The sequence below is a fragment of the Rhodothermales bacterium genome (assembly GCA_034439735.1).
GTDB lineage: Bacteria > Bacteroidota > Rhodothermia > Rhodothermales > JAHQVL01 > JAWKNW01.
Genome location: JAWXAX010000041.1, coordinates 1 through 25,341 on the forward strand (window position 1 = coordinate 1; position 25,341 = coordinate 25,341).

General features: G+C 60.8%; 18 protein-coding genes and 1 tRNA gene. 9 read left to right on the top strand and 10 right to left on the bottom strand.

The window, feature by feature from the left end; genetic code table 11:
* A partial coding sequence (locus tag SH809_02800; protein MDZ4698612.1) for a hypothetical protein occupies window positions 1–194 on the top strand: 194 nt, incomplete at its 5' end.
* A gap of 79 nt (window positions 195–273) precedes the next feature.
* On the opposite strand, the gene SH809_02805 is transcribed toward SH809_02800, so the two are convergent.
* Window positions 274–1,920 carry a right-handed parallel beta-helix repeat-containing protein gene (locus SH809_02805; protein ID MDZ4698613.1) on the bottom strand — a complete coding sequence of 549 codons (1,647 nt, stop codon included), beginning with the start codon at window positions 1,918–1,920 and terminating at the stop codon, window positions 274–276.
* Between the two features lie 183 nt (window positions 1,921–2,103).
* On the opposite strand from SH809_02805, the gene SH809_02810 reads away from it, so the two are divergent.
* On the top strand, window positions 2,104–3,027 hold the full coding sequence (locus tag SH809_02810) for a GntR family transcriptional regulator (protein MDZ4698614.1): 924 nt from the start codon (window positions 2,104–2,106) through the stop codon (window positions 3,025–3,027).
* Between the two features lie 12 nt (window positions 3,028–3,039).
* Here the strand turns inward: SH809_02810 and SH809_02815 are convergent, their stop codons facing one another.
* The 6 genes from SH809_02815 to SH809_02840 all read right to left on the bottom strand — a co-directional run bounded on the left by SH809_02815 (window position 3,040) and on the right by SH809_02840 (window position 10,982).
* On the bottom strand, window positions 3,040–5,415 hold the full coding sequence (locus tag SH809_02815; protein MDZ4698615.1) for an HDIG domain-containing protein: 2,376 nt from the start codon (window positions 5,413–5,415) through the stop codon (window positions 3,040–3,042).
* A gap of 35 nt (window positions 5,416–5,450) precedes the next feature.
* Complete coding sequence (locus SH809_02820) at window positions 5,451–6,992, bottom strand: sodium:solute symporter (GenBank protein ID MDZ4698616.1); 1,542 nt, start codon at window positions 6,990–6,992, stop codon at window positions 5,451–5,453.
* 41 nt (window positions 6,993–7,033) lie between these two features.
* On the bottom strand, window positions 7,034–9,166 hold the full coding sequence (gene ligA / locus SH809_02825; GenBank protein ID MDZ4698617.1) for an NAD-dependent DNA ligase LigA: 2,133 nt from the start codon (window positions 9,164–9,166) through the stop codon (window positions 7,034–7,036).
* A 38-nt stretch (window positions 9,167–9,204) separates the two neighbouring features.
* Window positions 9,205–10,302, bottom strand: a complete 1,098-nt coding sequence (locus SH809_02830) for a helix-turn-helix domain-containing protein (GenBank protein MDZ4698618.1) — start codon at window positions 10,300–10,302, stop codon at window positions 9,205–9,207.
* A 196-nt stretch (window positions 10,303–10,498) separates the two neighbouring features.
* A tRNA-Pro gene (locus tag SH809_02835) sits at window positions 10,499–10,572 on the bottom strand.
* A gap of 83 nt (window positions 10,573–10,655) precedes the next feature.
* A complete protein-coding gene (locus SH809_02840; protein MDZ4698619.1) occupies window positions 10,656–10,982 on the bottom strand; it encodes a MerR family transcriptional regulator in 327 nt (108 codons plus the stop codon).
* A gap of 149 nt (window positions 10,983–11,131) precedes the next feature.
* Between SH809_02840 and SH809_02845 the strand changes: the two genes are divergently transcribed.
* Window positions 11,132–12,082, top strand: coding sequence for a DMT family transporter (locus tag SH809_02845; GenBank protein MDZ4698620.1), 951 nt, complete (start codon window positions 11,132–11,134; stop codon window positions 12,080–12,082).
* Entirely contained in the window at window positions 12,066–12,878 is an 813-nt protein-coding gene (locus SH809_02850; GenBank protein ID MDZ4698621.1) for a hypothetical protein, read from the top strand. Before SH809_02845 ends, SH809_02850 begins: the two co-directional genes overlap by 17 nt.
* Before the next feature lie 8 nt (window positions 12,879–12,886).
* On the opposite strand, the gene SH809_02855 is transcribed toward SH809_02850, so the two are convergent.
* The 3 genes from SH809_02855 to SH809_02865 form a co-directional block, all read right to left on the bottom strand.
* Window positions 12,887–15,952, bottom strand: a complete 3,066-nt coding sequence (locus SH809_02855) for an SMC family ATPase (GenBank protein MDZ4698622.1) — start codon at window positions 15,950–15,952, stop codon at window positions 12,887–12,889.
* Window positions 15,953–15,976: 24 nt separating this feature from the next.
* Window positions 15,977–16,531, bottom strand: a complete 555-nt coding sequence (locus tag SH809_02860; GenBank protein MDZ4698623.1) for a CvpA family protein — start codon at window positions 16,529–16,531, stop codon at window positions 15,977–15,979.
* A gap of 206 nt (window positions 16,532–16,737) precedes the next feature.
* A complete protein-coding gene (locus SH809_02865; protein MDZ4698624.1) occupies window positions 16,738–17,013 on the bottom strand; it encodes a hypothetical protein in 276 nt (91 codons plus the stop codon).
* A 731-nt stretch (window positions 17,014–17,744) separates the two neighbouring features.
* Between SH809_02865 and SH809_02870 the strand changes: the two genes are divergently transcribed.
* The 5 genes from SH809_02870 to SH809_02890 form a co-directional block, all read left to right on the top strand.
* A complete protein-coding gene (locus tag SH809_02870; GenBank protein ID MDZ4698625.1) occupies window positions 17,745–20,108 on the top strand; it encodes a polysaccharide biosynthesis tyrosine autokinase in 2,364 nt (787 codons plus the stop codon).
* A gap of 65 nt (window positions 20,109–20,173) precedes the next feature.
* Window positions 20,174–20,704, top strand: a complete 531-nt coding sequence (locus tag SH809_02875; GenBank protein ID MDZ4698626.1) for a hypothetical protein — start codon at window positions 20,174–20,176, stop codon at window positions 20,702–20,704.
* A 10-nt stretch (window positions 20,705–20,714) separates the two neighbouring features.
* The gene (locus SH809_02880; protein MDZ4698627.1) at window positions 20,715–21,683 is read left to right on the top strand and encodes a GDP-L-fucose synthase; all 969 of its coding nucleotides are present in this window, start codon (window positions 20,715–20,717) and stop codon (window positions 21,681–21,683) included.
* 56 nt (window positions 21,684–21,739) lie between these two features.
* Window positions 21,740–22,813 (top strand): GDP-mannose 4,6-dehydratase, encoded by a 1,074-nt coding sequence (gmd, locus tag SH809_02885; GenBank protein ID MDZ4698628.1) that lies wholly within the window; start codon window positions 21,740–21,742, stop codon window positions 22,811–22,813.
* Window positions 22,779–25,341, top strand: a 2,563-nt coding sequence (locus SH809_02890) for an alkaline phosphatase D family protein (GenBank protein MDZ4698629.1), incomplete at its 3' end; no start/stop codon positions are given. The genes gmd and SH809_02890, both read left to right, overlap by 35 nt.

The following is a 25,341-nucleotide window of genomic DNA, read 5'->3' on the forward strand; positions in this document are numbered from 1 at the left end:
ATACGTATCAGGAGCGCGTGCAAGAACGCTTCACGGAGCGTGCCCAGGCTTCCTATACGCCGAGCCTCAAGCCACCCGAGCCCATGATGGAGCCCGAGACGGACCTCACGTGGGATGGAATTCTGGAGGACGACCTCAAAACGCTACGGGAACTGATCGACAAGACCAAACGGTCGGATGAGGATCACGGCTGATCGCCGACCCGAACACCAGGTTTGAATTTCCTTCAGCCGGCCCCGTCTTCGAGGCCGGCTGATTTTTTAGCGGCCATGCTCAACGAGCCGGCCCGACAGCCGCCGCCTGTACGCCGAACGCAGTGAGATCGAACTCCCCCGCCACGCCCCAGCCCTCCGGGCGCTGTACATCGGCGAGGACACGCCGGGGGTGGGGCTGAATCCGATCGGTGGTTGAATTCGAGAACCGCATCCAGGTGTCGAGGTCGTTACTGGGCATCTCAGCGACGAAAAAAATCGCATCCTCGTTCCCTCGCCGCCCATACACGTTCTCGGTATAGGTATCCGGGTTGTCGAGCGGTGGGGTGCCCTCCACACGGATCTCCTGTGCTCGCGATGGTCCGATGCCGTTGTTGATGAGCAGATTGCGATAAAACACCGTTCCTCCTGAGGCCGCTCTACCATCGCCGTGTTTATATCGGATGCCGTCCCCTTCGTTGGAATAAACGGTGTTATGCTCGATCCTGTTGTTGCTTGCCGCCTGGATCTGAATGCCGCTTCCGGTGCCGTCCAGAAGTCGGGTACCATACACCACGTTGTTGCGCACGACATTATCGGTAGATTTGAACTCGACCATGATGCCAGCTTTTGTATTCCCTACCACCAATGACTCCTCCACGATGTTGTTTGTATTGTTGATATCGAGCCAGATTCCCGGGCCCAGGTTGTAGGCGGCGTAGTGCCTCCGGATCGTCGTGTAGGTGGTCTCGACAAACTTGCCGCCGCCGGCCTCCCAGCGCGCGTCATACCCCTTCCAGTTGTTGCCCACACTCCGGTTGTCTTCCAGCAGAGAGTGGCTCGTCCGGCTGCTCCATCCCATCTGACCGTTGTACATGGACCAGTTGCCCCTGAACGTTTGCTGGTGCCCTCCAACCATGATCCCCAGCCCGTTACACCATGCAACCAGGTTCTGCTCCACCTGCCACCGGCTACCTACCGACTGGAAACAGCCGTTTTTCCCGGAATTTGGCGCATGCAGGAAGATCATTCCGATGATACGGACATGGTGAACCGCCGAGTCCGCCCCGGTGAGCAACATCGGCCGTAATCCGGTTTCGATCGACAGGCTATCGGGCCGGCGGGACTCCCGAAAACGGGTCACTATCCGGCGGGGGGCTTCCGGTTCACCATCGACCCAGAACGCCCCTGGCCGCAGGTTCTCCCGGGCGTAAACCGCCCGCAACGGCAATCCATCCACCACGATCAACTCGGGGCGGAATACATCCTGTGGACGGTTTTTGGACCGATGCATCGGAAGCGACGCCGTCCACGCACGTTCCCAGTCGTTCTCCGAGGCCATCCAACCGTCTTGCGCCACTTCGGCGCCGCTCACGACGACCGCTTCTCCGGGGTAGGCCGCCAGCGTGATCGGCCTGTCGGCAGTTCCTCCTTTTTGAAACAGCACCGATTCACGATACACGCCGGCACGGACGAGCACCGCATCCCCTGCACCGGCCCACTGCAGGGCGAAGGCGATCGTACGGCAGGGTGCCTCTTCGGTACAGGCTCCCGTATCGGCGCCGGCGCGTTGGTCAACCCATACGAGCCGCCCCTGTGGACTGATTACCCGCCGCAGGCTGTCTATCTCCACAATCGGGGAAGCATGCCAGGGGGTTTGAGCGACAAATCGGGTGACCAGGGCGCCGGCGGGTTCAGGCGCCCGATCGAGCTGCGGGGGTGGTACCACCTGCGCTTGACAGGCCGAACACAGGAGTCCCAGGCACAATCCCACCAGAAGCGTGTATCTTGGGTACATCATTCTCTTTGTACTATCCCTCAGGGGTAAGAAGGCTAACGCTCTTTCGGCCGTTCCTCACAACCGAATCAACGGAATCATTCACTCTATCGTATCGACGGCATATCAACTAGTATGATTTCGATCGACAGATCGTCAAAAAAACAGGTCCTCGAGCAGCTGAAGGAGCAACTACGCTACGCCCTCGCAACGGGTGCGTTTCCGATTGACTCGCGTATGCCTTCGACACGCGTCCTGGCCGCCCAGCTCACGATCTCTTTTCACACCGTTCGCAAAGCCTATCAAGATCTGTCCGAGGAGGGGCTGCTCGAAGCTGTTCAGGGAAGCGGCTTTCGCGTCCTCGAACGGGTCGCACCGAATACGGAGGAACGGATGGAAAAGGGGGCCTCGATCGTACACGATGCACTCCAACAGTTGCTGGGGTTGGGACTCGAGGAATCGGAAGTCGAGTACTTGCTTGCCGAGCAGTTTTCGGTACTCGAGAAGGCTAGCGAGCGGCCGCGGGTGCTGTTTGTCGCCACATACACCGAAATGGCGGAAGCCTGTGCGGAGGTCGTTTCGCATACCCTCCAAGTGCCCGTCGAAGCCGTCTCGTTGCGAGCGCTGAGCCGGGAGTTGGACACCGAGTACGCGATCACGCCGCATACGCTGCTTCGCGAAGCCATGGACCGGCTTCCGCAAAGCGACGTAATCGGCGCCACAATCTACCTGACACCCGAAACACTCGACCGGGTCGCGCGCCTGCGTGCTCACGAGACGCTCGGCGTGGTTAGTTATTATGCTGAAACGATTCCGCATCTCATGAAGGAGATCCAACACCAGACCGGCTTTGAAGGACAGATACTCGGGGCATCCATTGAACAGGGCGCGCGCCATATATCGCAGCTCACCGGCCAGTTCGACGTTCTGGTATACACACCAAAAAGCCGGCGCCGGCTGCTCCAGGTTCGCCACGACATTCAGCATCTCCTCTCGCCAATCGGCTGGTATATCGCACGCGACTCGATCGACGCGATCAAAGAGATGCTCCCTTCCTGATGGGTAGTCCTGTCATTCGATCGACCTTCCGGAAATATGCTCTTCGAACGCGGCAGCGACGCGCTCGCGCTCTTCGGCTTCGATCTGGTCTGGATACTTCACGCGCGCGTGGTGCATGCCCACCAGCAGCGAGAGAAAAGTCTCTTTGATGATCGTCAGATCACTAAACGTAAGATCGGTCTCATCGAGTTGCCCGTCTGTCATGCGGGCCCGAAAAATGGTGTCGATGAGGGACTCGAGCCGTTTATGAGTCGGTTCCGAGAGGCTTCGGCTGGCGGCCTCAACCGAGTCGGCCAGCATAAGTATGCCGGTTTCGCGCGACTGCGGTCGGGGGCCAGGATACCGAAACTCGCCTTCCTGAACGGATTCCAACAGGCTGTGTTCTTCTGCTTTTCGATAGAAATACTCGATCAGCGTGGTCCCATGGTGCATCGGGATAAAATCCAACACGCGGATGGGGAGGTTGTGTTGCCGGCCGATCTCGAGGCCCTCCTTCACATGGCTGGCGATGATCAGCGCGCTCATGCGCGGTTTGATTTGATCGTGCGGGTTTTCGTTCTTCCGCTGATTCTCTACAAAATACTCCGCCTTCGGCATCTTCCCGATATCATGGTACAACGCGCCGACCCGCGCCAGCAACGCATTGGCGCCAATCGCGTCGGCGGCCGTCTCGGCCAGGTTGGCGACCTGCAGGCTATGACTAAATGTCCCCGGTGCACGCGTGCTTAATTCCTTGAGCAGGGGCCGGTTCGTGTCCGATAACTCGAGTAGCGTCAGATCCGTCGTGATGTCGAATGCCCGTTCGAAGATCCAGAGGAGCGGCAGCGAGACGATCAACATGAGCGAGTTGATGCCCACGCGGATCATCTCCTCCCCGAACAATCCCGGCGGGGTGTCATACATGAGCCACGTCGCTCCGAGCACCAGGCCGTAGCCGAGGAAAACCATGCCGGCGCTCAGGAAGATCTGTCCCCGGTTTTTGATGTCACGCACACTGAAGACGGCCAGATTACAGGCAAATATCGTCGCGAACGTAAACTCAAAGTCATACCCTAACAGGTGGCCGCCGACCAGCGCCAGCGTCAAAAGCCCGAAGAGCGCCACGCGAGAATCGAACATGACGGTGAGCATCACAGGCGCCACGGCGACGGGGACGGCGTACATCCCGAAGAGCGGGTATCGGATCGCGATCGCGTACGAACCGATGATCCCGGCGAACAGCAGGGCGATGAGGAGCACCTTTCGGTTGTCATCGTAAATTTGCCGTCGCAGCGAATAGAGATAGAGGAAGAACAGGAGATGGGTCGCAAGCGCAAGGAAGAGCTGGCCCAACGCCAGTTTCCAGGGCAGCTTCCGGCCCATCCGTTCCTGCTGGGCGCGTTCGAGCGATGTGAGCCGGCGCTTGATCTCCCGCGTCACCTTTTCGCCGTTTTCCACGATGATGCTGCCGGCTTCCACCATGCCGCGCGTGGGCGAGATCCGCTGCTCCTTGCGCTGCCACTCCCGCATCGTCTCCGCGCGCAGGTAGGTGAGGGAGTGCTGGAACATGGCGATAAAAAGTGCCTCCCCCACACCCACATAGTCGGGATTGTTGGGGTATTGCTTTGAGAACTCGTCGCGTACCAGCAGAAACGCCTCATTCAGACCAAACAGACTCTCTTTTCGTTTGGTTCGGACCACCGACTCCGCCTCGTCGCGGATATAGATTTCATCCGTATACACGCTGTCGATGGGCACATCGAGGATGCCGATAGACAACAACTGGGCGCCTACACTCCACGCCTTGCGAACGAGCAAATCGTCCAGCCGGTTGCCGCGCGCCCGCCTTTCGGCGAGATCCGGATGCCGCTCGGCGTAGGATTGCACGAGCAACTGCCACTGGTTCGGGGTAAGTTTGACCCTCGCGTTACGTCGCACCTCCAGATAGGCCATCGAGTCCGGCACAGCCATCTCGACTCCGCCGGCGCGCTGACCGAGTTTAAACCGCGCATAGGCCGCAAACACGCGATCGAGGTGCAGGACGACGGTGTCTCGCTTGACCGCCATCCGTGCGGAGGCATCGAGGACTTCCTCGAAATACGGGGGGGTCGTGAATCGTACGTTCCGGCGCTCGCTCTCGATAACCTCAGGATCTTTGGCGATCGCAAAATCAAACGGCGCTACCAACGTCTCCAGCCGCCAGAAGTCGCCCTCCGCGAGGGTATAGTGATAAAAATCACCCCGGGGAAAGGCGAGATAGGTCAGCGCCACGAGGCCGAGGAATATACTTCCCTTGACGATGAGGTTGCGCTGCTGAAGGCGGGGATCCTCGAGCCGGCCACGTTCAAGCCGTTCGCCAACGGGGCGAATTCTGGGCCGGCTCTTGAAGACGTTTTTAATCCACCCCATCGTGGCGTTGCATGTTTTTGGGTTTGCGTTCCCGGTTATGTGCGCATGGAAGACTGTAGGGTATGCCAGATGGCGCGCAATGATCCAAAAACCAGCATGAGCGCTACACCTATTGACGTGTACCAGGGCCACGCAATTTCCCGTAGGCCTGTTGCCGGCGCCTCTTTAAACCACAGCATCAACCACCCGCCAGCCGGATCGTACCGCACACCGCCAACAATCGCAATCATCAAACCGACCGTGACCACAAACGCGGCGATCGCGTCCGCCTGAACCGCTTTCCGTTGAAGCAGCCCCAGCGCGAATAACCCGAGCATGCCGCCGTACGTAAACGACGCCACGGCCAGGCCGAGTTCGACGACCGGATCTGTTCGCTCTTCAAACAGGCCGGCGAAGCCGACGAAGATAATGCCCCAGATGAGGGTGAAGAAGCGCGCCATACGCAGCGCTTGATCGTCATCAAGTCGTTTGCCCGAAAACCGCTCGTACAGGTCCATCATGGACGACGAAGCCAGGGCGTTGAGCGACGAGGACAGGGTGCTCATGGCGGCCGCCACGATGCCGGCCAGGATGAGACCCGACACCCCGGGCGGCAGACCTTCGATGATAAACCGGGGGAAGACCTCATCGGCCCGGGTCAGCCCCAGTTCGGCCGGCGATGCCCCATCGTAATAGGCCCAGAGCAGCACGCCGACCAGCAGGAAAAGCGTGAACTGCACCATCACGACCAGGCCGCTACCAATCAGGGCCTTGCGACTATCCTCCAGCGACCGGCAGGCTAACAGGCGCTGGACGATGAGCTGATCGCTGCCATGGGATGCCATGGAAAAAATGGCGCCACCTATAACTGCCGTCACGAAGGCGTATTGTTCGGTCACCCAGTAGGCAAACGGCCGGCCCACCTCCAGATTCAAGATCTGGAGCTTGCCGGCGTCTGCCGCCCGCGCAAACCAGTCCGCCGGAGCCTCCTGTAGCAATACGAGTAACGCCACGAAGGCGCCGCCCAGGTACACCCCCATCTGAATCACATCGATCCAGATTACGGCCTTGATGCCCCCGATGATGGTGTAAAAGATGGTAAAAAGACCAATTGAGAGCGTGATTTCGAAGTAGGAGAGCGAAACGCCCGAAGCATCCGCGATCAGCTTAATGGGGATTGCGGTCGCGAAGAGGCGTACCCCATCGGCCAGCAACCGGGTGCACAGAAACGTGACCGAGGCTACAGCCTGGGTCTGCCGACCGAAGCGCTCCCCCAGGAAAGCATACGCAGTGACAAATTCGCCGCTGGCGTACCGGGGCAACATGATCACACTCACGGCGATCCGGCCAATGAGATATCCCAGGGTAAGTTGGAGGAATGTCATCGTGCCGGCATAAGCCACCGCCGGCACTCCGATCACGGTAAGGGTGCTGGTCTCCGTCGCCACAATCGAAAAACAGACGGCCCACCACGGCAACGAGCGGCTGCCCAGGAAATAGTCGGTCCGGCTCGTCTGCCTCCCCCCGATCCAGGCGCCTATCCCGAGCACACCCACAAGGTATATTGCAATAACGGTATAATCTAGCGGGGTCAGCATGGGCCGGCCGGTTGGGTGAAGGCAAACATCATGGATGGGCGCTAGGATCGGGGATTGAGCAAGGCCAGCAGGCCAACCTGGTCCAGTATGGGGATGCCGAGCTTGACGGCGGCGTCGTACTTGGCGCCCGACGATTCGCCCGCGACGACAAAGTCGGTTTTTTTACTCACGCTTGAGGCCACCTTCCCGCCGGCCGCCTTGATGAGCCCCTGCGCTTCCGCCCGCCCCATGCCGGGCAGGGCGCCGGTAAGCACAAACGTCCTCCCGAACGCCGCGCCCTCCGGGTCGTGCGCCGGCTCCTCCTCCGGCAACCGGGACAGGTTCACACCCAGCGCGCCTAGTTCGGTAATCAGCTGCCGATTTTTGTCCACCATGAACCAGTCGACGATGCTCTCGGCGATGACGGGACCGATACCTTCGATAGCCAGCAACTCCTCCCCCGACAGCCGCGCCATGTCCTCCACGGAGCGAATCCGACTCACCAGCAATTCCGCCGTAGTCTTTCCCACATGCCGGATGCCCAGCCCAAAAAGTAGACGCGCCATCGGACGATGGCGCGACGTCTCGATGCCGTCGAGCAGGTTCTGCGCGCGTTTCTCGGCAAAGCCTTCCAGTCGCAACAACGCCTCGAGCGTCAACCGATAGATGTCCGCCAGCGTCCGCACCAGCCCCTCCTCCCCGAGCAACACGGCCATTTTCGCGCCCAGGCCTTCGATATCCATGGCGCCCCGGCTCGCATAATGCTCGATGAGGCGTATGAACTGCGCCGGGCAGTCCGTGGCCACGCAGTACCAGTCGGCCTCACCGTCCAGGCGCACGACGGGCGAATGGCACGCCGGACATTCGCTCGGAAATATAAACAGTCGCTCGGTTCCATCCCGCATGGCCTCCATAGGGCCCACAACCTGAGGAATGACGTCGCCGGCGCGCTTCACGAGCACTGTGTCGCCGATGCGAATATCGCGCCCCCGGATATAGTCTTCATTATGCAACGTGGCCCGCGAAACCGTGACGCCCCCAATGCCGACCGGCTCAAGAATGGCCTCTGGCTTCAGCGCGCCGGTTCGCCCCACGCTGATGCCTATACCCAGTAGCCGCGTCGTTGCCTCTCGCGCCGCAAATTTGTAGGCAATCGCCCACCGTGGTGCGCTGGACACATAACCGAGTACCCTTTGGTAGGAGTGATCGTCGATCTTGACGACGATGCCGTCGATCTCGTAGTCGAGCGTGTCCCGCTGTTCGGTCCATTGCGCACAGAGGGCGACGGCCTCATCGATTCCGGACAGGCGCCTGGCGTAGGGATTGACGGGAAAGCCGAGGCCGGCCAACCACTGGAGCCCTTCCCATTGTGAGGCGGGCGGTGGGACGCCGACAGTGGGACCAATCCCGTAGGTGTAAAAATGAAGGGGGCGGGAGGCGGTAATACGGGGATCGAGCACGCGCAGGCTGCCGGCCGCGGCATTACGAGGATTGGCGAACGGCTTGCCCCCGGCCGCAATGAGTCGTTCATTCAAGGCATCGAATGCACTCGTCGGCAAATAAGCCTCCCCCCTCACTTCAAGCCGGTCCGGTAGAGCCCCCTCCCATATGCGCCCGGCGACCGGGATGGAGAGGGGTATGTCCTCGATGGTGCGTACATGCGGGGTTATGTTTTCACCCTCCACTCCATTGCCGCGAGTGGCGCCCACAACCAGCCGGCCAGCGGCATACGTCACCGCCAGGGCCAAACCGTCGATCTTCAGTTCAACGACCACTGCGGGCGTCATCGTCTCACCGAATGTAGCCTCCAGGCCTTTCTGGCACCGCGAATACCAGGCGCGCAGTTCGCCCTCGTCGAACGCATTGCCGAGCGAAAGGAGCGGGACCGGATGGCGGACTTTTTCAAACTGACTGAGCGGCGCACCGCCTACCCGCTGTGTGGGTGAGTCCTCCGCTTGGAGGTCGGGAAAGCGCGCCTCAATGGTCTGAAGCGCGCGAAAGAGGCGGTCGTAGTCGGCATCCGTGGCGGCAGGGTCATCCTGCACATAATAGGAGTACGCGAGGAAGCTGACAGCCGGCGCAAGGGTATGAACGAGTTCCGCGGCTTCCTGGTGCGACAGGGTGCCAAGCCGCTCGTATTCCTCGACCGTTTCAAATCGCGCAATGAGCCGCTTCGCCTCCTCAGCTATCGCCATACGAGTACCCGGTGATGTTCGAAAGGATCATGTGACCCTCAGGGGCGAGTGTCGCGGCGCTCGGCGAGGAATACGAGCACCGAATCCCGGTTGATGACGACCCGACCCGAAGTATCCGCCGGCACAAGCGGATACGGATGACCTTCCAGCAACACCGTCATGTCCTCGAGACGATCCTCAACCGTGATCCGGTTTGCGAACGCAAACTGGAGCGTATCCCCCTGGTCGAGCCAGTACGGTCGCCGCAGATCCCGATCAACCTGCACCCGAAAAGGATCGAGCTTATTCCACTGAGCCACGACCATCAACGATAGGCTATCGCTGAGCCTTACCAGGGCCGGCGGCGGAGGCGTGGGCTCAGCGAACTCGCCGGCAGAATCCGTCCGGGCCGCCGCTTCCGGCATGGCCGCCCCATTCGTCCCGCCGTCCCCCCGGGAAGGGCGCTGAATGAACTGGATAAGCAGCGTAAGGCCGATTACAATGGCTGCGAGAGTGCCGCCCCACTGCACCATTCCCCGGACGCCGCTCGTGCGGAATAGTGTCTGGAGGAGCGACTGGAAGCCGGCGTGAATGGCTTGGGCGGCCTGCCTGACGCCCCGTTCGAAGCCGGATGCCGGGGCGAGTACCTGTGGACGAACGAGAGGGCTACTCCGGCTGCCGGCCTTTTCAGGTACACTTCGAGAAGGTGAAGATCTACCCCGCCGCGATACGGTAGGTGACCCGTGCGCTGATTCCAGATCCGACGCTATTTCCGACGCTATTTCCGACGCTATTTCCGCCTCCGTGGATGCATCGAGAACCACCGGCTGCCTGGGCTCGGGCAACGGAGGCAGGCCGAGCAGGGCGACAGCCAATTCTCGCCGATATACCCCGGCGATCGCCGCTTCAAACGACTGAAACAGCAACGCCTCATCGACCCGGATCGTCCGGGCATAACTCCTCAGAATGGCACGCTGGTAAACCTGATTAAATAAGGGGTGATCGAACAACGCCGTATGCTCAAATTGTTCGATCAGACTGAGGTTGATTTTGGTCGCCTGTTGAAGGGCTTCACGCGTCATTCCGCGATCCTCACGAACGGCGATCAGATCGTCCAGAAACGTCTGTACGGTGGGGGGAATGGGAGTGCCGACCATAGGGGGTAGCGTTTCGTAGAGGATCACCGCAGCTCGAAGCCCCGGAGCGCGGGCCTCGCTCGTATTCTAACGCCCGTCAATGATACGGATCCACACCGTTCTTATCAACCACCACGACCACACGAAAAAAGGCCTCCGAGGGGTGTCCGGAGGCCCTTTTTGTGACCAAACGATTTCAGACCATTCGATGGTTTCGTCGGGACGGCGAGATTCGAACTCGCGACCCCTTGCACCCCATGCAAGTGCGCTACCGGGCTGCGCCACGTCCCGAAACCGGTACTTCTCTGCAAACATACGCGACGTTTGTGGGGAATACGCTTCGTCGCGTCCCGAGCCCACCTTGCCCCGCGTTTTCAAAGCCGTTTTTTGAGGTCGTAGAGAAACTCCCGAAGTGCTAAAAGTTCCTTGCGAAACGCCTCTTTGTGATCAGGCGTATGTTCTTCCTGCGCGAGGGCCTTCCGGGCGCCTTCGATCGTGTATTTCTCCTCCCTCAAGAGGCGCCGTATCCGCTGGATGAACGCGACATCGGCCTCCGTATAAATCCGCCGGCCTGCTCTATTCTTCTGCGGTTTCAGCTCCGGAAACTCGGTTTCCCAGTAGCGCAGCACATGCTGCTCCAGACCGGTGAGTTTGCTCACCTCGCCTATGGAGTAGTAGAGTTTTCTGATGCCGGCTGCCATACGATATACGCCTTCTACGACATGGGAATTTATCGCAAAGTACGAATCTAAACAGGCTAAAGTACACTCCCCCATCTATATTCCAATGCTTGCGTTATCCTTTTTCTCAGAAGATTGACTTATCTCTCTACCCTATCTCGCCTACGCCTGTGTCCCTCGATCGAGCGAGCCCCCGCCCCACACACGACCTTGCTCTGCTGGTCGTCGTCCTGGTCTGGGGGATCAACTTCCCGATTCTGAAGCATGCCGTCACCGTCATGCATCCCTTCGCGTTGAATGTATTTCGTTTTTTGATTTCCACCTTGACCATGGGCGCAATCGTGTGGTCCAGGAGCGGTGGGGGCCGTGTCGGGATTTGGGAGTTGTTCAGGCGGCATGCCCTGCGCATCGTCGTGCTGGGGCTCATCGGCACGCTGCTTTACCAGTGGTTTTTTATCCTGGGCATCGCGCGGACTACCGCCGGCACGGCCGCGTTGATCATGGCCAGCGCGCCGGCGTGGACGGTGTTGGTGGGCCACCTCCGGGGCTATGAATCGACCAGTCGTATCACGATCCTCGGCCTCGCCGCATCACTTGGCGGCACCGCCCTCATCGTCTTCGCAGGGCATGATCGGATCTCTTTCGGCAACGAGACGTTAGCCGGAAACGTATTGATTCTGGGCGCCAGTATGATGTGGGGAACGTATACGGCGCTTGCGCGCCCCACCATTCGTTACATCCCCCCGCTTGAGTTATCGTTTGTGGGTTTGCTCGTCGCGATGCCCTTCCTATTGCTGCTGGGAGCACCTCACCTCGGCTCGATTTTGTGGGCAGATGTAACACCGGGCATTTGGCTCTCGATCCTTTATTCAGGCGCCCTATCGACAGGTCTGGCCGTTGTCGTCTGGAACGTATCGGTGAAACATGCCGGCGCGAACTACACCGCACTCTTCGGTAATCTGGTGCCCATTGTCGCGCTCGCGACCGGGGCTATTTTTCTGGATGAACCCATTACCAGAATCCAACTTGTTGGCGGCGCGATGGCCATCGGCGGCGTGGTACTCATGCGTCTCCATGGTGCGCGCGCGGCTTCTCGATCCCGCGATGAACCCCCTGAGTAAAGGCGTGATCATCCGATATGTCGTGCCGGCCCTCGCATGGCTGCTGGTGCTGTCGTCGCCGGCGCGGGCACAGACTACCCTATTCCCCATCGATCTGCCGGCCATAGAGTTCGCACCACGCTTTTATTTTCTTCCCCTGTCCGGGTCCTACCATGCCGATTTGTTGTATACCCGGCTGGCTTCGCCCGACGAACTGGATCCTGGCGCGGGGAGCAGCGGGCGCGTGGAGACCCTTCTCCTCGCCGCCGGCGTACGTTCTGTAGACCTGAAGACCTTCGACTTCCGCTGGCGCGCGGGGCTGATCGAGATGGACCTCGTGCGTACACCACTCAGCATCGGGCTCACGTTGTTTGATTTTAACCGGACGGGGTGGATGGACACGGACTTCCGGTGGGTCAACCTGCGTCTCGGGCCGTCCCTGCTCATCAGGTCCTCGCGGTTTTTCTTCTCCCTGCGCGCCATCGGCTCTGCCGGCCTGACGACGGTCAAAATCGGCTCCTTTCTGTACGACGGACTCGGACCGGAAATCCTCGCGCGCCGGCGCAGTTATGAACTGGGGTATGCGGGGGACCTACATGTCATGCTCTGGGAGCGCATTTCCATCCAGGCGCTGTTTTCTTATCGCACGATGCTTGGTGGAGGCCGGCCCCAGTTTTATCGCCTTTCCGGCGCGGTTGGTGGGCGACTCACACCGACCGTATCCATCCACCTCATGTATACCGTCGAGGACGCGAACATCGGCACCAACAACCTCCAGCAGGACGGCTTCGGTGGGCAGTTCCGTTTCGTATTCTAGCCGGCCGATCAGACGCCCAGTACCTGAAACTGCGACCCCAGCACGGGGTGTTTTTCGACCTCGATCCTGACGGGGAAGGCCTCCTTCAGCCGATCCAGATGTGTGATCACCAGGATCTTGTCGAAATCGTCCTTGATCGTCTGAATCGCGTCGATCATACTCTCGATGCCCTGCTCGTCCTGCGTTCCAAAGCCCTCGTCGATCCCCAGGGTACGAATGCGTACGCCTTTTCGCTCGGCAAGCAGTTGGGATAACGCGATGCGCAACGCAAAGTTGACGCGGAACGCCTCACCCCCCGAAAACGTCTCGTAGGGCCGCGCCGCGCCATGTTCGTCGGTGATGATGATGTCGAGCGTTTCACGGGTCCCCCCGGTCTTTTTGTCCTTGAGCGTCTCGAGCCGGACGTGCATCCGACCGTCGGAGAGACGGTCCAGTAGTTCGTTGGCGCGCCGCTCAATTTCTGGGAGAGTTTCTTCTATGATGAGCGACGGAATGCCATTTTTTCCGAATACCGTGCGTAAGTGCCGATAGAGCCCGCGCTCCCGCTCGGCCTCCTGCAGGCCGGCTTTCGCCCGTTCGAGTGCTTCGCGATCGCGTCCGAATTGCTCGAGCCGAGCGTTTAATTCCCCGCGACGGACATCGAGTTCGCGGAGACGTAGGGCTACTCCTTCCCGATGCCGACGTTTTTCGACGGCATCGCGCTGCAAGGCCACTTTATCGCCTTCCTTCGCACGTACCATTTCGAGCCGATCGACCAGTAAGGCCCGTTCTTCCTGGATTCGGGTCAGACGGTTACCGAGCCGACTCCGCTGCTCGTCCCAGGCCGGCCGTTGCGTACGCGCGGCCTCGAGATCGCGGTATCCCTGGGCCGCCGGCGCGAGCGTCTTTATCTCCTGTTGCACCCGGTCAAACCGCATCGGGTCGAATCCGATAGCCTCGAGGTTGCCTTGCAAGAGCTCAATAGCGGCGCGCTGTAGGGCCAGACGACCACCTGGCTCCAGGTCCTGCCGGGCAGCCCGTTGTTTTTCTTCAGCCTCGACGATCTGCCGCCCCGCTTCCTCGTATCGGCGTTCAAGTTGATCCAGGAAGCGCCTGCGCTCCTCGAATTGCTGGAGGCGCACACGGTGTGCGCGTGCCTCATTCAGGGCTTTCTCGTCCACGACGATGGCGTCACGTTCCTCCAGCAACTGGTCGAGTGCATGTCGTTCGGCTTCGCCGAACGCATGGCGCTCAACGGTGCGCGCTACCTCTACAAGGCGATCTTCAATAGGATCGAACTCCTCCATGCGTTGCGTCAGGCTCTTTCCCTCGGCCTCCACACCGGCGAAGCGCTCGGCAACCGCCGTCAGCGCCATCTGTTGCTGGCGAACCTGCCGATAGCGCGCCCGGGTCGCCTCGATCCTGTCCTGTTGCTGCGTCACCCATCGGCCGGCTTCCTCGGACTCGGTTTCGAGGGCCGTTTTATCCCGCAGATAACGCGCGGTCGCCGTTTCTCGATGGCTGGCAGTGAGGGGCTGACCACACGTGGGGCACTCCCCTTCCTCGGCCGCCTCGAGGGCGTTGAGCCGAGCCGTGAGGCGGGCGATTTCCGCCTCCAACGCCTCTATTGTTCCTTTTTTCTGGGTGAGCGCCTCGTTCTGGGTCTGGCCCTCCGTCGCAAGGGCTTCGAGGGCAGCATCGACGGCCGCTTTGGCGGCCAGTTCTTTCGCGAGTCGCGCCCGGGTAGTCATCCATACCTGGCGCTCGAGCTCGAGGGTTTTTCGCTGCGCGAACTGCCTGGCCAGCTGCCGTTGCTCCCCGATGAGGGCCTCGCGGAGGCCGACGAGCGCCTGTTCGAGTCGGTGAATATCCGTCTGCAGCCGGCTGCGACGCTCCGTATCGGCCAGCCGTTGATCGAGCGTTGAGGACGCGAGCCGCGCCTCCGCGATGCGCGTGTCGAGGGCGCTGCGCTCGCCGAGTTGCTCGGTCATCTCGTGCCGGCTGTCCTGGAGGCGTTTCCGCTCGACATCGAGCGCGTGAAGCGTCATCTCCAACGCGCCCGTGGCGTCGCGTAACTTGGCAGACAGTTGATCGACCTTTCTTTCCTCCGCCCGATGGTGTTCGCGTTTTTCGTAGAGCGCCTCAAACTCGTGCTGGAGGGTCTGAAGGTGCTGATGAGCCGTCTCGATCTCGTTCGCACGTAGCAGGAGTGCATCAGCTTCAGCGAGCTGACGATCGAGGCCGGCGGCGTTTTGAACGAGATGGGTTTCCTCATGGACAAGACGCTCGAGGGCTTCGCGGAGGGATGCGCTTTCTCGCACCCGGTGTTCGTATTCGTCCAGCCGGCGCGCACTTTCGGCCTCGGCAGCCGTGGCGGCGGAGAGCAGGGTCATCCCCTCGTCGATCTGCGCCAGCAGCTCCTCTTGATCCTGCCGGCAGCCGGCTTCTTCCTCCATGGCGCGGGATAAACGCGAAACCGTCTGGCTTTCGCGATCACACTGGTCCGAATACACCCGCTCCTGATCCCGCGCCGCCAGCGAGAGGCGTTCGTACGTATCCAGATTTAGAATGCGGGCGAGGATATCCTTTCGTTCGTTCGGACGTTTCTTGGTGAACTCGTCGGAGCGTCCCTGAAGCAAAAAAGCCGAGTTGATGAAGGTTGAGTAATCCAACCCCAGCAGTTGATCGAGGACTTCCTGTGTTTCACGGATCGAGGCGCGGGTGAGGGGCTTGCCCTGATCGTGCTCGCCTCCTTCGCCCAGAAGGTGGAGTTCGAGTTCCGGCTTGCTCGTCTTACCGGAGGCAGAGCGGGCATAGCCGCGTAGGACACGGTAGCGGACACCTTCGACATCAAAGACGAGTTCGACACGCATCCGATGGGCGCCGATTCGGAGCAGCTCTTCGTCGGGTTTATGGCTGCCGCTCGACTTGCGGGCCTCGCCCCAGAGCGCCCAGGTCATCGCATCCAGAAGGGCCGACTTCCCCTGGCCATTCCGGCCCGAGAGGCAGGCTACGTGGAATGACTGGAAATCCAGGCACTGCGTTTCAGCGCCGTAGCTGAGAAAATTGCTGAGGCGTAGCTCGACAGGTACCATGGGGTCTTCGAGAATCGACGCGCGTCAGTTGGGCGTCGCCGGCCGTGGGGCCTCCATCGCTCCCGGAGCCACGGCGTCGCCGCGGCCATCGATCCGGTTGAGCATGGGGAGCCGCTCGGAGATGTAATTCCAGGTGCTGGGTAATATGGCGGTGACGGTATGATAAAAGAGCGACGCATCCCGGGTGGCGGGAGCGGGAATGCCCACGAAGCCGAAGGCAAAAAATGTAAGACTGAGCACCAGCATGGCCTTGAAGCCCCCGATCGCGCCGCCGATCACTCGGTTCACGATGCCCAGTTTGAGCGCCTTGAGGAACGTCTCGAGTAGCCGTGAGACCGCATAAGCAGCCACCTGTACAACCAGGAAGATAGCGATGAACCCCACGATGGGCGCGAGCCCCGGGGAGATGCCGGCGTTGCCGGCCAGGCGATCTCCGACAGATTGCATCAGCTGGGCGGCAAAGACAAACGCGAAGACAATGCCAGCCAGACTGAATAGCTGGCGGATGCCTCCCGTAGAAAAGCCACGCGCCAGTCCGATGACAAGACCGACCAATATGACCAGATCCAGGCTACCCATAACACAAGCGACAGACGAGGAACATCAGGGGGGATGGCACGGCCTGGGGGGTCTGCCTGGCCGGCAGACTCCGGGCCGAGGCGCCGGGGTTTCACACCCCACTACGCCACCGCCCGGAGCATGAGTCGGCGCCAAAGTACATTCCTGGCCCTTCATCGCCAAATGAAATGCGAATCGATATCCTCTGGCCGATGGGCGGCGTGCAATTATTCGCGAAAAAGCGAATCGGCGAAGGCCTGTACGTGCGCCGGCGTCTCCTCATCGAGCGCATCGTATATGTCGTAGAAATCGCGGTAAAAACGCTCGACGGCGGCCGCATCGTAGTGGCGCTCGATGGAGCGGCCAACGGCGTCTTGCGCGGCCTCGTCGAGCGCCGCAGTAAAGCGGACGTACTGCTCGATCTGTTCGTCGTTCGCTTTTTCCGGCTGAAGCCCATCGGGCATCAGCGCCTGGAGGGAAAAGAGTTTGGTGGTTTGCGCCATAACGTGCGGGGATGGACCCCTGTGATGAGGCGGCGTACGGCGCGATGAACGAGCCGGCACGTAAGCCGCGAGCCAGAGTATGTTGCCTTTCTCCTGAACGACGATACCGGGGGACATCGTCGCATTCGCACGTCTGCCGGGGGGAGCACGCTTGCGGCCGGGACCTGGCCGTCGAGCGTACGACGTACACGAATGTCACCATATGTTCATCGTTCGATCACCTGTTCGTCGCAGCCCTCCAAGGGCGCGGAAAGACCGAACGATTTCGAGTCCACTTTCGGGACTCACTTCCTCGATTAATAATCGTGCCAGATCGCCCATTAAAGCAAATCGTCTTTGGGGTCGATAATTTGTTTTTGTAAATGGACTTTTTTCAAGGAGTTGCCCCACCCCACTGGAACCTGAACAACGAGGGTTACGTCATACCTGCATGCCAGTCTGAGACCGGCCAAGCGCCGGTTTTGGGCGACCCATCCCCCCGTTCTCAGTTCTTCTACGAATTCACCCAGCGAATTCGCCCAGCGAACACTCCCAGCGAACACTCCCCGCACATTGCCATCAGCTCAGGACGTCCGACGGATGACCACCTGCGTGTGAGCCTGCTCCGGGACCGATATTGTTTCTGTGACGCGTCGCTTATGTGACGAGTAGTTGGCGTCGACAGAAACGGGTAACGGGGCAGCACGCCGGCCACATTCTGTCGTCCGTTCGAAATGATTAAATAAAGAACTATGGACAACAACTCGTACCCCGTAAGCCGCGGATACTATCAGAACCTTCCCGCGCAGCAGATGGGCCCCCCCGATCCCCGCTTCATGGGCCCGATGTACGGCCGCAAGGAGCCGGACTCGAAAACGGCCTTACACGAGGCGCTGGAAATTTTACGCCTGGGTAAGTGGTATATCATCGGCATTACGGCGTTAGTGTTCATAGCCGTCACCATCTTCACGTTCACGATGGTGCCGGTCTTCCAGGCCAGCACGCTCCTGTTGGTGGACACGAAGGCGGGCACGAACGAGGAGAAGCTGGCGCCCGACTTTTTGAAAGGCGGCGTGATCGACCAGTCCAAACTCGACACGCAGCGCCTCTTGCTCCAGCAATCCACGGAAATCGCTCGCCGCACGGCGGACCGGCTCGTCGAGATGCGTACGCTCCCGGTTTCGGGCGCCCCGCTCGCGATTCTCGAACAGAGCACCTCGATCAGCCACCTGGCTCAGTTGCTCCAGGAGGAATACCTGGGCATCAAGCCGGCCGATAGTGAGGGTAGCGCGGATGCACTCATCATCAGCGCCAGTAGCAGCTCGGCCGAAGAAGCGGCCCTGATCGCGAATATGTACGCGGAAGAATATGTCCACCTTACCGAGGACATGAGCCGCGAACGCCTGACCGCCCAGCGGATCTTCCTCGAACAGCAGTTCGCCGAGAAGAAAATCGAGCTCGACGAGTTGGAGACCCGCCTCGCCAACTATATGAGCCGCGAAGGCGCCACCGCCCTGGACGACCAGGCCAAGTACACCGTCGCCCAGATCGCGACGATGCAGGCCATGCTCGAGGACGCCCGGATCGAGCGGAGCATGGGCGAATCCCAGTTGCTGACGCTCGAACAGGAGTTGATGGACATGCAGCCCCGCCTCACGAACCGTGTCGCCTCGACGGTGGAGCGCGAGCTCGAGCAGGCCCAGGAACGCATTGCCGACCTGGAAATGCAGGTGGATCTCATCTTCCAGAAAAACCCGCAGCTTCGGGACAACCCGGAAGGCAACCCCACTGTACTGGACATGCAGGCCCAGATCGCGCAGCTCCGCTCCCGCGTCCGCAGTCTGTCCGAAGAATATGTAGACGACCTCGTTGGATCAGGCGGCATCGACCCGAAGAAGGAAGGGTTGAGCATGACGTATCTGGCCGATCTGAAACGGAAAATCGCTGACGAACGGATCTCGATCAGCGGACAGCAAGCGAGAGTGCGCGGCCTCGAGCAACGGTTGCGCGAGTACGACGTCAAGCTTAAAACGATTCCAGGCACCTCGATCGAGCTCGCCAAGTTGGAGCGTCAGCAGAAGGCGGCCGAGGAGCTCTACACGATCCTTTCCCAGAAACTGGGCCAGATTCGCATCGCCGAGCAGTCCGAACGCGGCTTCGCCAAGGTCATTCGCAGCGCCGTCGCGCCGGAAGCGCCGCTGAAGCCCCGCAAGTCAGTAAACCTCGCCATGGGTCTGATGCTGGGCCTGATGCTGGGTATTGGCGCCGCGGTGGCCCGTCGGAAGCTGGACACCCGCGTCTATACACCGGACGATCTCACGGTGAGCGACATCAACATGATCGGCGTCGTGCCGGACATGCGGCAGCTTATTAAGAAGGAGTTTGGCAAACGCGCCAAGATCGACTTCGAGGGCCGCGAAATCAGCACGGGCCTCGTGGCCCTGATCGCACCGATCTCCCCGATCGCCGAAGCGTATCGCCGGCTCTACATCAAGCTTCAGTTCAGCCGCGACGACCGCGGCATCCAGAACCTGATGATCACGAGCCCGAAGGCCGGCGCCGGCAAGAGTACGACGGCGCTCAACCTCGCGTTTACAACCGCGCAAGCCGGCCGGCGCACGCTGGTCGTCGATGCGGACCTCCGCCGCCCGTCATTACACGACAAACTCGGCCTGCCCGAAGGGCCGAGCCTGCTCGAACTGCTCTCAGAAGATGAAAGCCGCTGGGATTCCGAGCGCTTCTTCACCGGGTTTGAAAATCTATATGTGATCACGGGCATCCCGGTCTCGCAGCCGGCTGAACTGCTCGGCTCCCGCAAGATGATCGACCTCGTTGAGCGTTTCCGCAGCGAGTTCGACATCGTCATCTTCGACACCCCGCCCGTCCTGGGCGCTGTCGACCCCGTGCTCCTTTCGCGCCAGTGCGACGCCGTCATCGTCGTCGCCTCGGCCGACGGGACGGACATGGACTCCCTCAAGCAGTCCATCGAAGAACTGAGAAGCGTGGGCGCCAATGTTATCGGTACAGTGCTTAATCGATTCGACCCGAGTAGCATGTACGGCTATCGAAACACGTACGGATATAGTTACGGTTCGAACAGTTACGTGGCCAGCTAGCCGCTGCATCGCGGGCGCAACTCCCAACGATCAGTCGTTTCACTCCTATCCTCGAGAGAATAATCATGCACAGACGTACGCGTCGTGCCAACGCGAATGCCACCGCATTCGCGTTGTGCATGCTTGTCGGTTTTTGCTCCCTGACGCCGGCCGTGGCCCAGCAGAATTTCGGCCGGATAGAGGATACACAGACCAACATCCAATCCTACTTTTATCACGTTGAACCCGGCTCGGCGACCATCCAGGTGTACGCGTTTGGCAAACTTCAATCGCCAGGCGTCTACATCATCGAGGAAGGCGAGAACCTGGGCTTCTTGCTGGCGCTTTCCGGAGGTCCTGTATTCGCGACGAACCCGGATTGGAGTCAAACGCCGACCGTGCGTCTGTTCCGGAACCGGGGAGGCGCGCGCACGCAGATCTTCGAGTCCACGATGGAGGAGATGCTGAACACCGCGTCCGAAACGCCCCTACTGCAGGATGGCGATGTCCTCACGATCGATGTCGAGCAACGCCGGCGCATGAACTGGCGTGACGTATTCACCATCATCAGCCCAATTCTGTCCACGCTTCTCCTCGTCGAGCGGCTTAGCCGATAAGTCAACCGCCATGATTTCCAAGCACGACCGGATCTTCGTCGCCGGCCATCGGGGGCTTGTCGGCTCCGCCGTCGTCCGCCGTCTCACGGCCGGCGGTTACGATCATATCGTCACCCGCACCCGTCAGGAACTCGACCTCCTTTCGCAGGCGGAGGTAGCCTCTTTTTTTGCAAAGGAACACCCGAACGTGGTGATCCTCGCGGCGGCGAAAGTGGGCGGGATTCTGGCGAACAACGCCTACCCGGCCGACTTTATCAGCGACAATCTGGTCATCGAGACCAATATCATCCGGGCCGCGTTTGGCGCCGGCGTCAAGCGGCTGATCTTCCTCGGCAGTTCGTGCATCTACCCCAAGCTGGCCCCGCAGCCGCTTAAGGAAGAATACCTGCTCACCGGCCCGCTGGAACCGACCAACGAGTGGTATGCGATCGCGAAGATCGCCGGCATCAAGTTATGCCAGGCCTACAGGAAACAGCATGGATCGGACTTTTTCAGCATGATGCCGACCAATCTGTACGGCCCGAACGACAACTTCGACCTCAAATCCAGCCACGTACTCCCCGCGCTCATCCGCAAATTCCATGAAGCGAAGGGGGTCAACGGCCTGCCGGACGCGGCCGTTCCCATCTGGGGATCGGGTAAGCCGCTCCGCGAATTCCTCTATGTGGACGACATGGCGGACGCCACCGTTTTTGCCATGGAGCAGCCGGCCGATCTTATCTATGAGACGGCGCCGGACGGCATCCTGAACGTCGGCGCCGGCTATGACCTCTCGATTCGCGAACTGGCCGAACTCGTGCGCGACGTTGTCGGGAGCAACAGCCCGATCGAATACGACGCGTCCAAGCCGGACGGCACGCCGCGTAAGTTGATGGACGTCTCGCGGATGACGAAGCTGGGCTGGACGGCCGGCACCTCGCTTCGAAACGGAATCGAACACGCGTACGCGTGGTTTCAGGATCACTATCTGCCCGTCTGAACAGGCACAACTGCGTTCTAACTGATTCTACACCTTCTATCCATCGTTTCTGTGTCATGAAAAAGAAATGTGCTTTGATCACCGGCATCACCGGTCAGGACGGCGCTTATCTGGCCGAATCGCTGCTCAAAAAAGGGTACGAGGTACACGGTATCAAGCGCCGCTCGAGCTCCTTTAATACGCAGCGCATCGATCACCTGTATGTCGACCCGCACATCGACAACGCCCGCTTTTTCCTTCATTACGGCGACCTCACGGACTCGACGAACCTGATCCGCATCGTGCAGGAGGTCCAGCCCACCGAGATCTACAACCTCGCCGCTCAGAGCCACGTGCAGGTGAGTTTCGAGACGCCCGAATACACAGCCAACGTAGACGGCATCGGCACACTCCGCCTGTTGGAAGCCATCCGCATCCTCGGGCTTCAGAACACGACCCGTTTCTACCAGGCGTCGACCAGTGAGCTGTATGGCAAGGTGCAGGCCGTGCCTCAAAGCGAAACGACTCCGTTTTACCCGCGTAGCCCCTACGCCGCCGCCAAACTCTACGGATATTGGATCACGGTAAACTACCGGGAAGCCTATAACATGTTTGCCTGCAACGGCATCCTGTTCAACCACGAAAGCCCGCTCCGCGGCGAGACCTTCGTCACTCGGAAGATCACCCGCGCCGTCGCCCGGATCAAACTCGGCCTCCAGAAAGAAATCTACCTGGGCAACCTCGACGCCAAACGCGACTGGGGCCATGCCCGCGATTATGTGGAGGGCATGTGGATGATGCTGCAGCAGGACCAGCCGGACGACTACGTGCTCGCGACCGGCCGCACGACGACGGTCCGTGATTTCTGCAACGCCGCCTTCGCCGCCGTCGGCATCGAGGTGGCTTGGAAAGGCGCCGAGGAAGCTGAAAAGGGCTATCGAACCGACACGGGCGAGGTGGTTGTTGAAGTCGACCCGCGCTACTACCGGCCGACGGAGGTGGACTTGCTGCTGGGTGACCCGACCAAGGCGAAAGAGCGACTCGGCTGGGAGGCTACCTGCACACTCGAAGACATGGTGCGCGAGATGGTCGATTCCGACCTCGACGCCGCACGGGATGAACTCACCCTCCGCGAACGACACGTCGCCTGATCGCTCCGCCTCGATGGACGCACCCGAGTCTGTTTCCCGCAGGCAATTCCTCCAGAAAGTGGGTACTCTGGGAGCGACGAGCCTCGGCGGCAGCCTGCTGCTCTCGTCGTGCACCCCTTCCGACACGTCAGCCCCGCCGCCGCTCGCGGCCGGCGGTGGGCCCACGCTTGTCGTCGATGATTTTTCCCGCGACGACGCACTCGGCCTGGGCAACGGATGGGAGTCCGTCAACCCGGGTTACTGGCGCCTCGAAAATCAGCGGATGCGCCGGCGTCTGGAGAATATCGGGGATCGCCGGCCGACCGACTCCTTCCCCTGGCACTGGCGTACCCGCGGCGATGGCAAGATACCGGTCTCGTACGACAGCTCGCTTCCCTATGGGATGATCTGGCGCCGCGACTGGTGGCTTCGCGGCAATTATAGCATCCAGATCGACTTCACCGTCCACGCCCTGCCGGCGTACGCCAGCGGCACCCTGAACCAGGAGGACCGGCCCGGTTACGCCCTGTTCGGCATCACCTTCGGCTCCGAGTGCCTCGGCGAAAGCTGGACGGGGAGTCAGGAGGGCGATTCATTCCTGGACCGCCTGATGCCCGGCAGCGCCGGAGACTCGGCGGCCTGGATGGCGGTTTGGACGGATGACGGTCGATTTGGGATCTACAGCCACACGTCCGACACGCTCAAGCCCGTCGATAGTCGGGCCGAAATCACAACCCGCGCCCCGCGCGCCGGCGACACCGGCTCGATCCTCCTCTTTGTCGACGGCACCGATCCCAGGTACGCGGCCATCGATGTCATGTTATTCTACGGCGACACCTGGCAGTCCATATCGCTACCCAATGTCAACCGCGAAGCCTACACGGAGGGCTTTTTCGGCATCGTCGGACGCGGCGGCCTGGACGTTTCGCTGGGTAAGATCACCCTTGCGCCCCGGGAGAACGAAGTACTCGACACCCCGCTCAACGAGTTACACGTCTGCTACCCCCTGCTCGACACCCTGCGCGTGTCCGACGGGATCTGGCGGTGCCGATTTATCGCCCTGTTCCGAAACGACGGGGGCCACGCCGCCATCCGCATCGCGGACACCGATACCCCCGTTGGCGGGTGGCAGAGCCTGCCTGCCGCCGGCGAGGCGCCCATCGTCAGTAACGCCTTTCGACGCCATACAGCAGTAATCGATGTCGTCCTCCCCTTTGATCCATCCACGGGTACCCAGTATTACACCGTCTGGCGAAACGACGTCAACCTCACGACCGATCCCCGGATTGGCACGGCCAGCGTGGGCGCCGGCACCGGGTTCATCGGCACGGTCCCGTCGAGCGGCCTGTATGTGGGCCGGCTGCCACAACTCACCGCCCCGTACCGGCTCTGCGGCCTGAGTTGCCATTCGATTCACGGGAACGGCCCCAATCTACCGCGCGCCGAGAAATACCAGGCCTGGTTCGTCCATGACCAGCCCACGCCCGAGGCGTACCTGCACCTCGAGGACTACAACTTCCAGGTGATGGTATGGGAGGACGACGTCTGGTACCTCGAGCTCATGTTTCCCCCGCCCAGCACCGACGACGCGTATAAAGTCATCACCACCACCCTCGCCGGCCCCACGACGCGGTGGCAGATGATGCGGCACTGGAACGTGGTCAACCCGGGTGACCATGACTACGGGATGGACGACGTAAAGGGCCCGGAGCAACGTCTGGTGCGGCTTCACGACGACCTCGGGCAGGACGCCGCGTATATGCGGCGTAACTTCCAGATCGTCCGCCACCTCATGAGCGGCGACGAGAACCCGGATGCCGAGGAGAATCCACGGCTGTGGCGGCGGTGGCGCTCGCCGGCCGGCGATTTTTCGCTCCTCATCATGGATGCTCGGCTCTGGCGCACCTCCCAGGACACCCGCATCTGGGACGACAACGGCTGGGGAGATAAGAATCATCTGTATGATCGGAGCGACCCGACCCGGACGCTGCTCGGCGAAGAACAATTCGCCTGGCTCCAGGAGCAACTACGTACCGATGCTTCGCCCCTGATCTGCGTCACCGGCATCAATGGCCTGCACACGATCTGGTCGGGCACCGAAAAGGACCCGGAGACCGGGCTCGCATTTAACCAGGACGACCGGGTGACGGCCGACTACGCGGGATGGGTGATGGCCGGGGCCGACCGTGTGCTCGAGCTGATGGGCGGACGCGACGGCGTCGTCACCGTGTATGGCGATGTGCATAACGGCACGATTATCCGCAACACGCACCACAACGTGTGTGAATGCAGCTTTGGCCCGATAGGAAGGAATTCCGGTCGTGATCCGAAAGAAGGGTTTGGCCGCAAGATGACCGACTACGACGGCCGGCCGCTTGAGGTTACGGCGTTGTACCATGCGGACTACCACGCTCCCGATCTCACACCAGCTTCCGGGCCGTTCTACTGGAATTTCCTGGAGATGAACTTCGATACACGTCCGGCGGACCCCGTCGCGAAACTCACTATACGCAATCTGATCGATGCACCGGACGCGGCGCCCCGGGGCG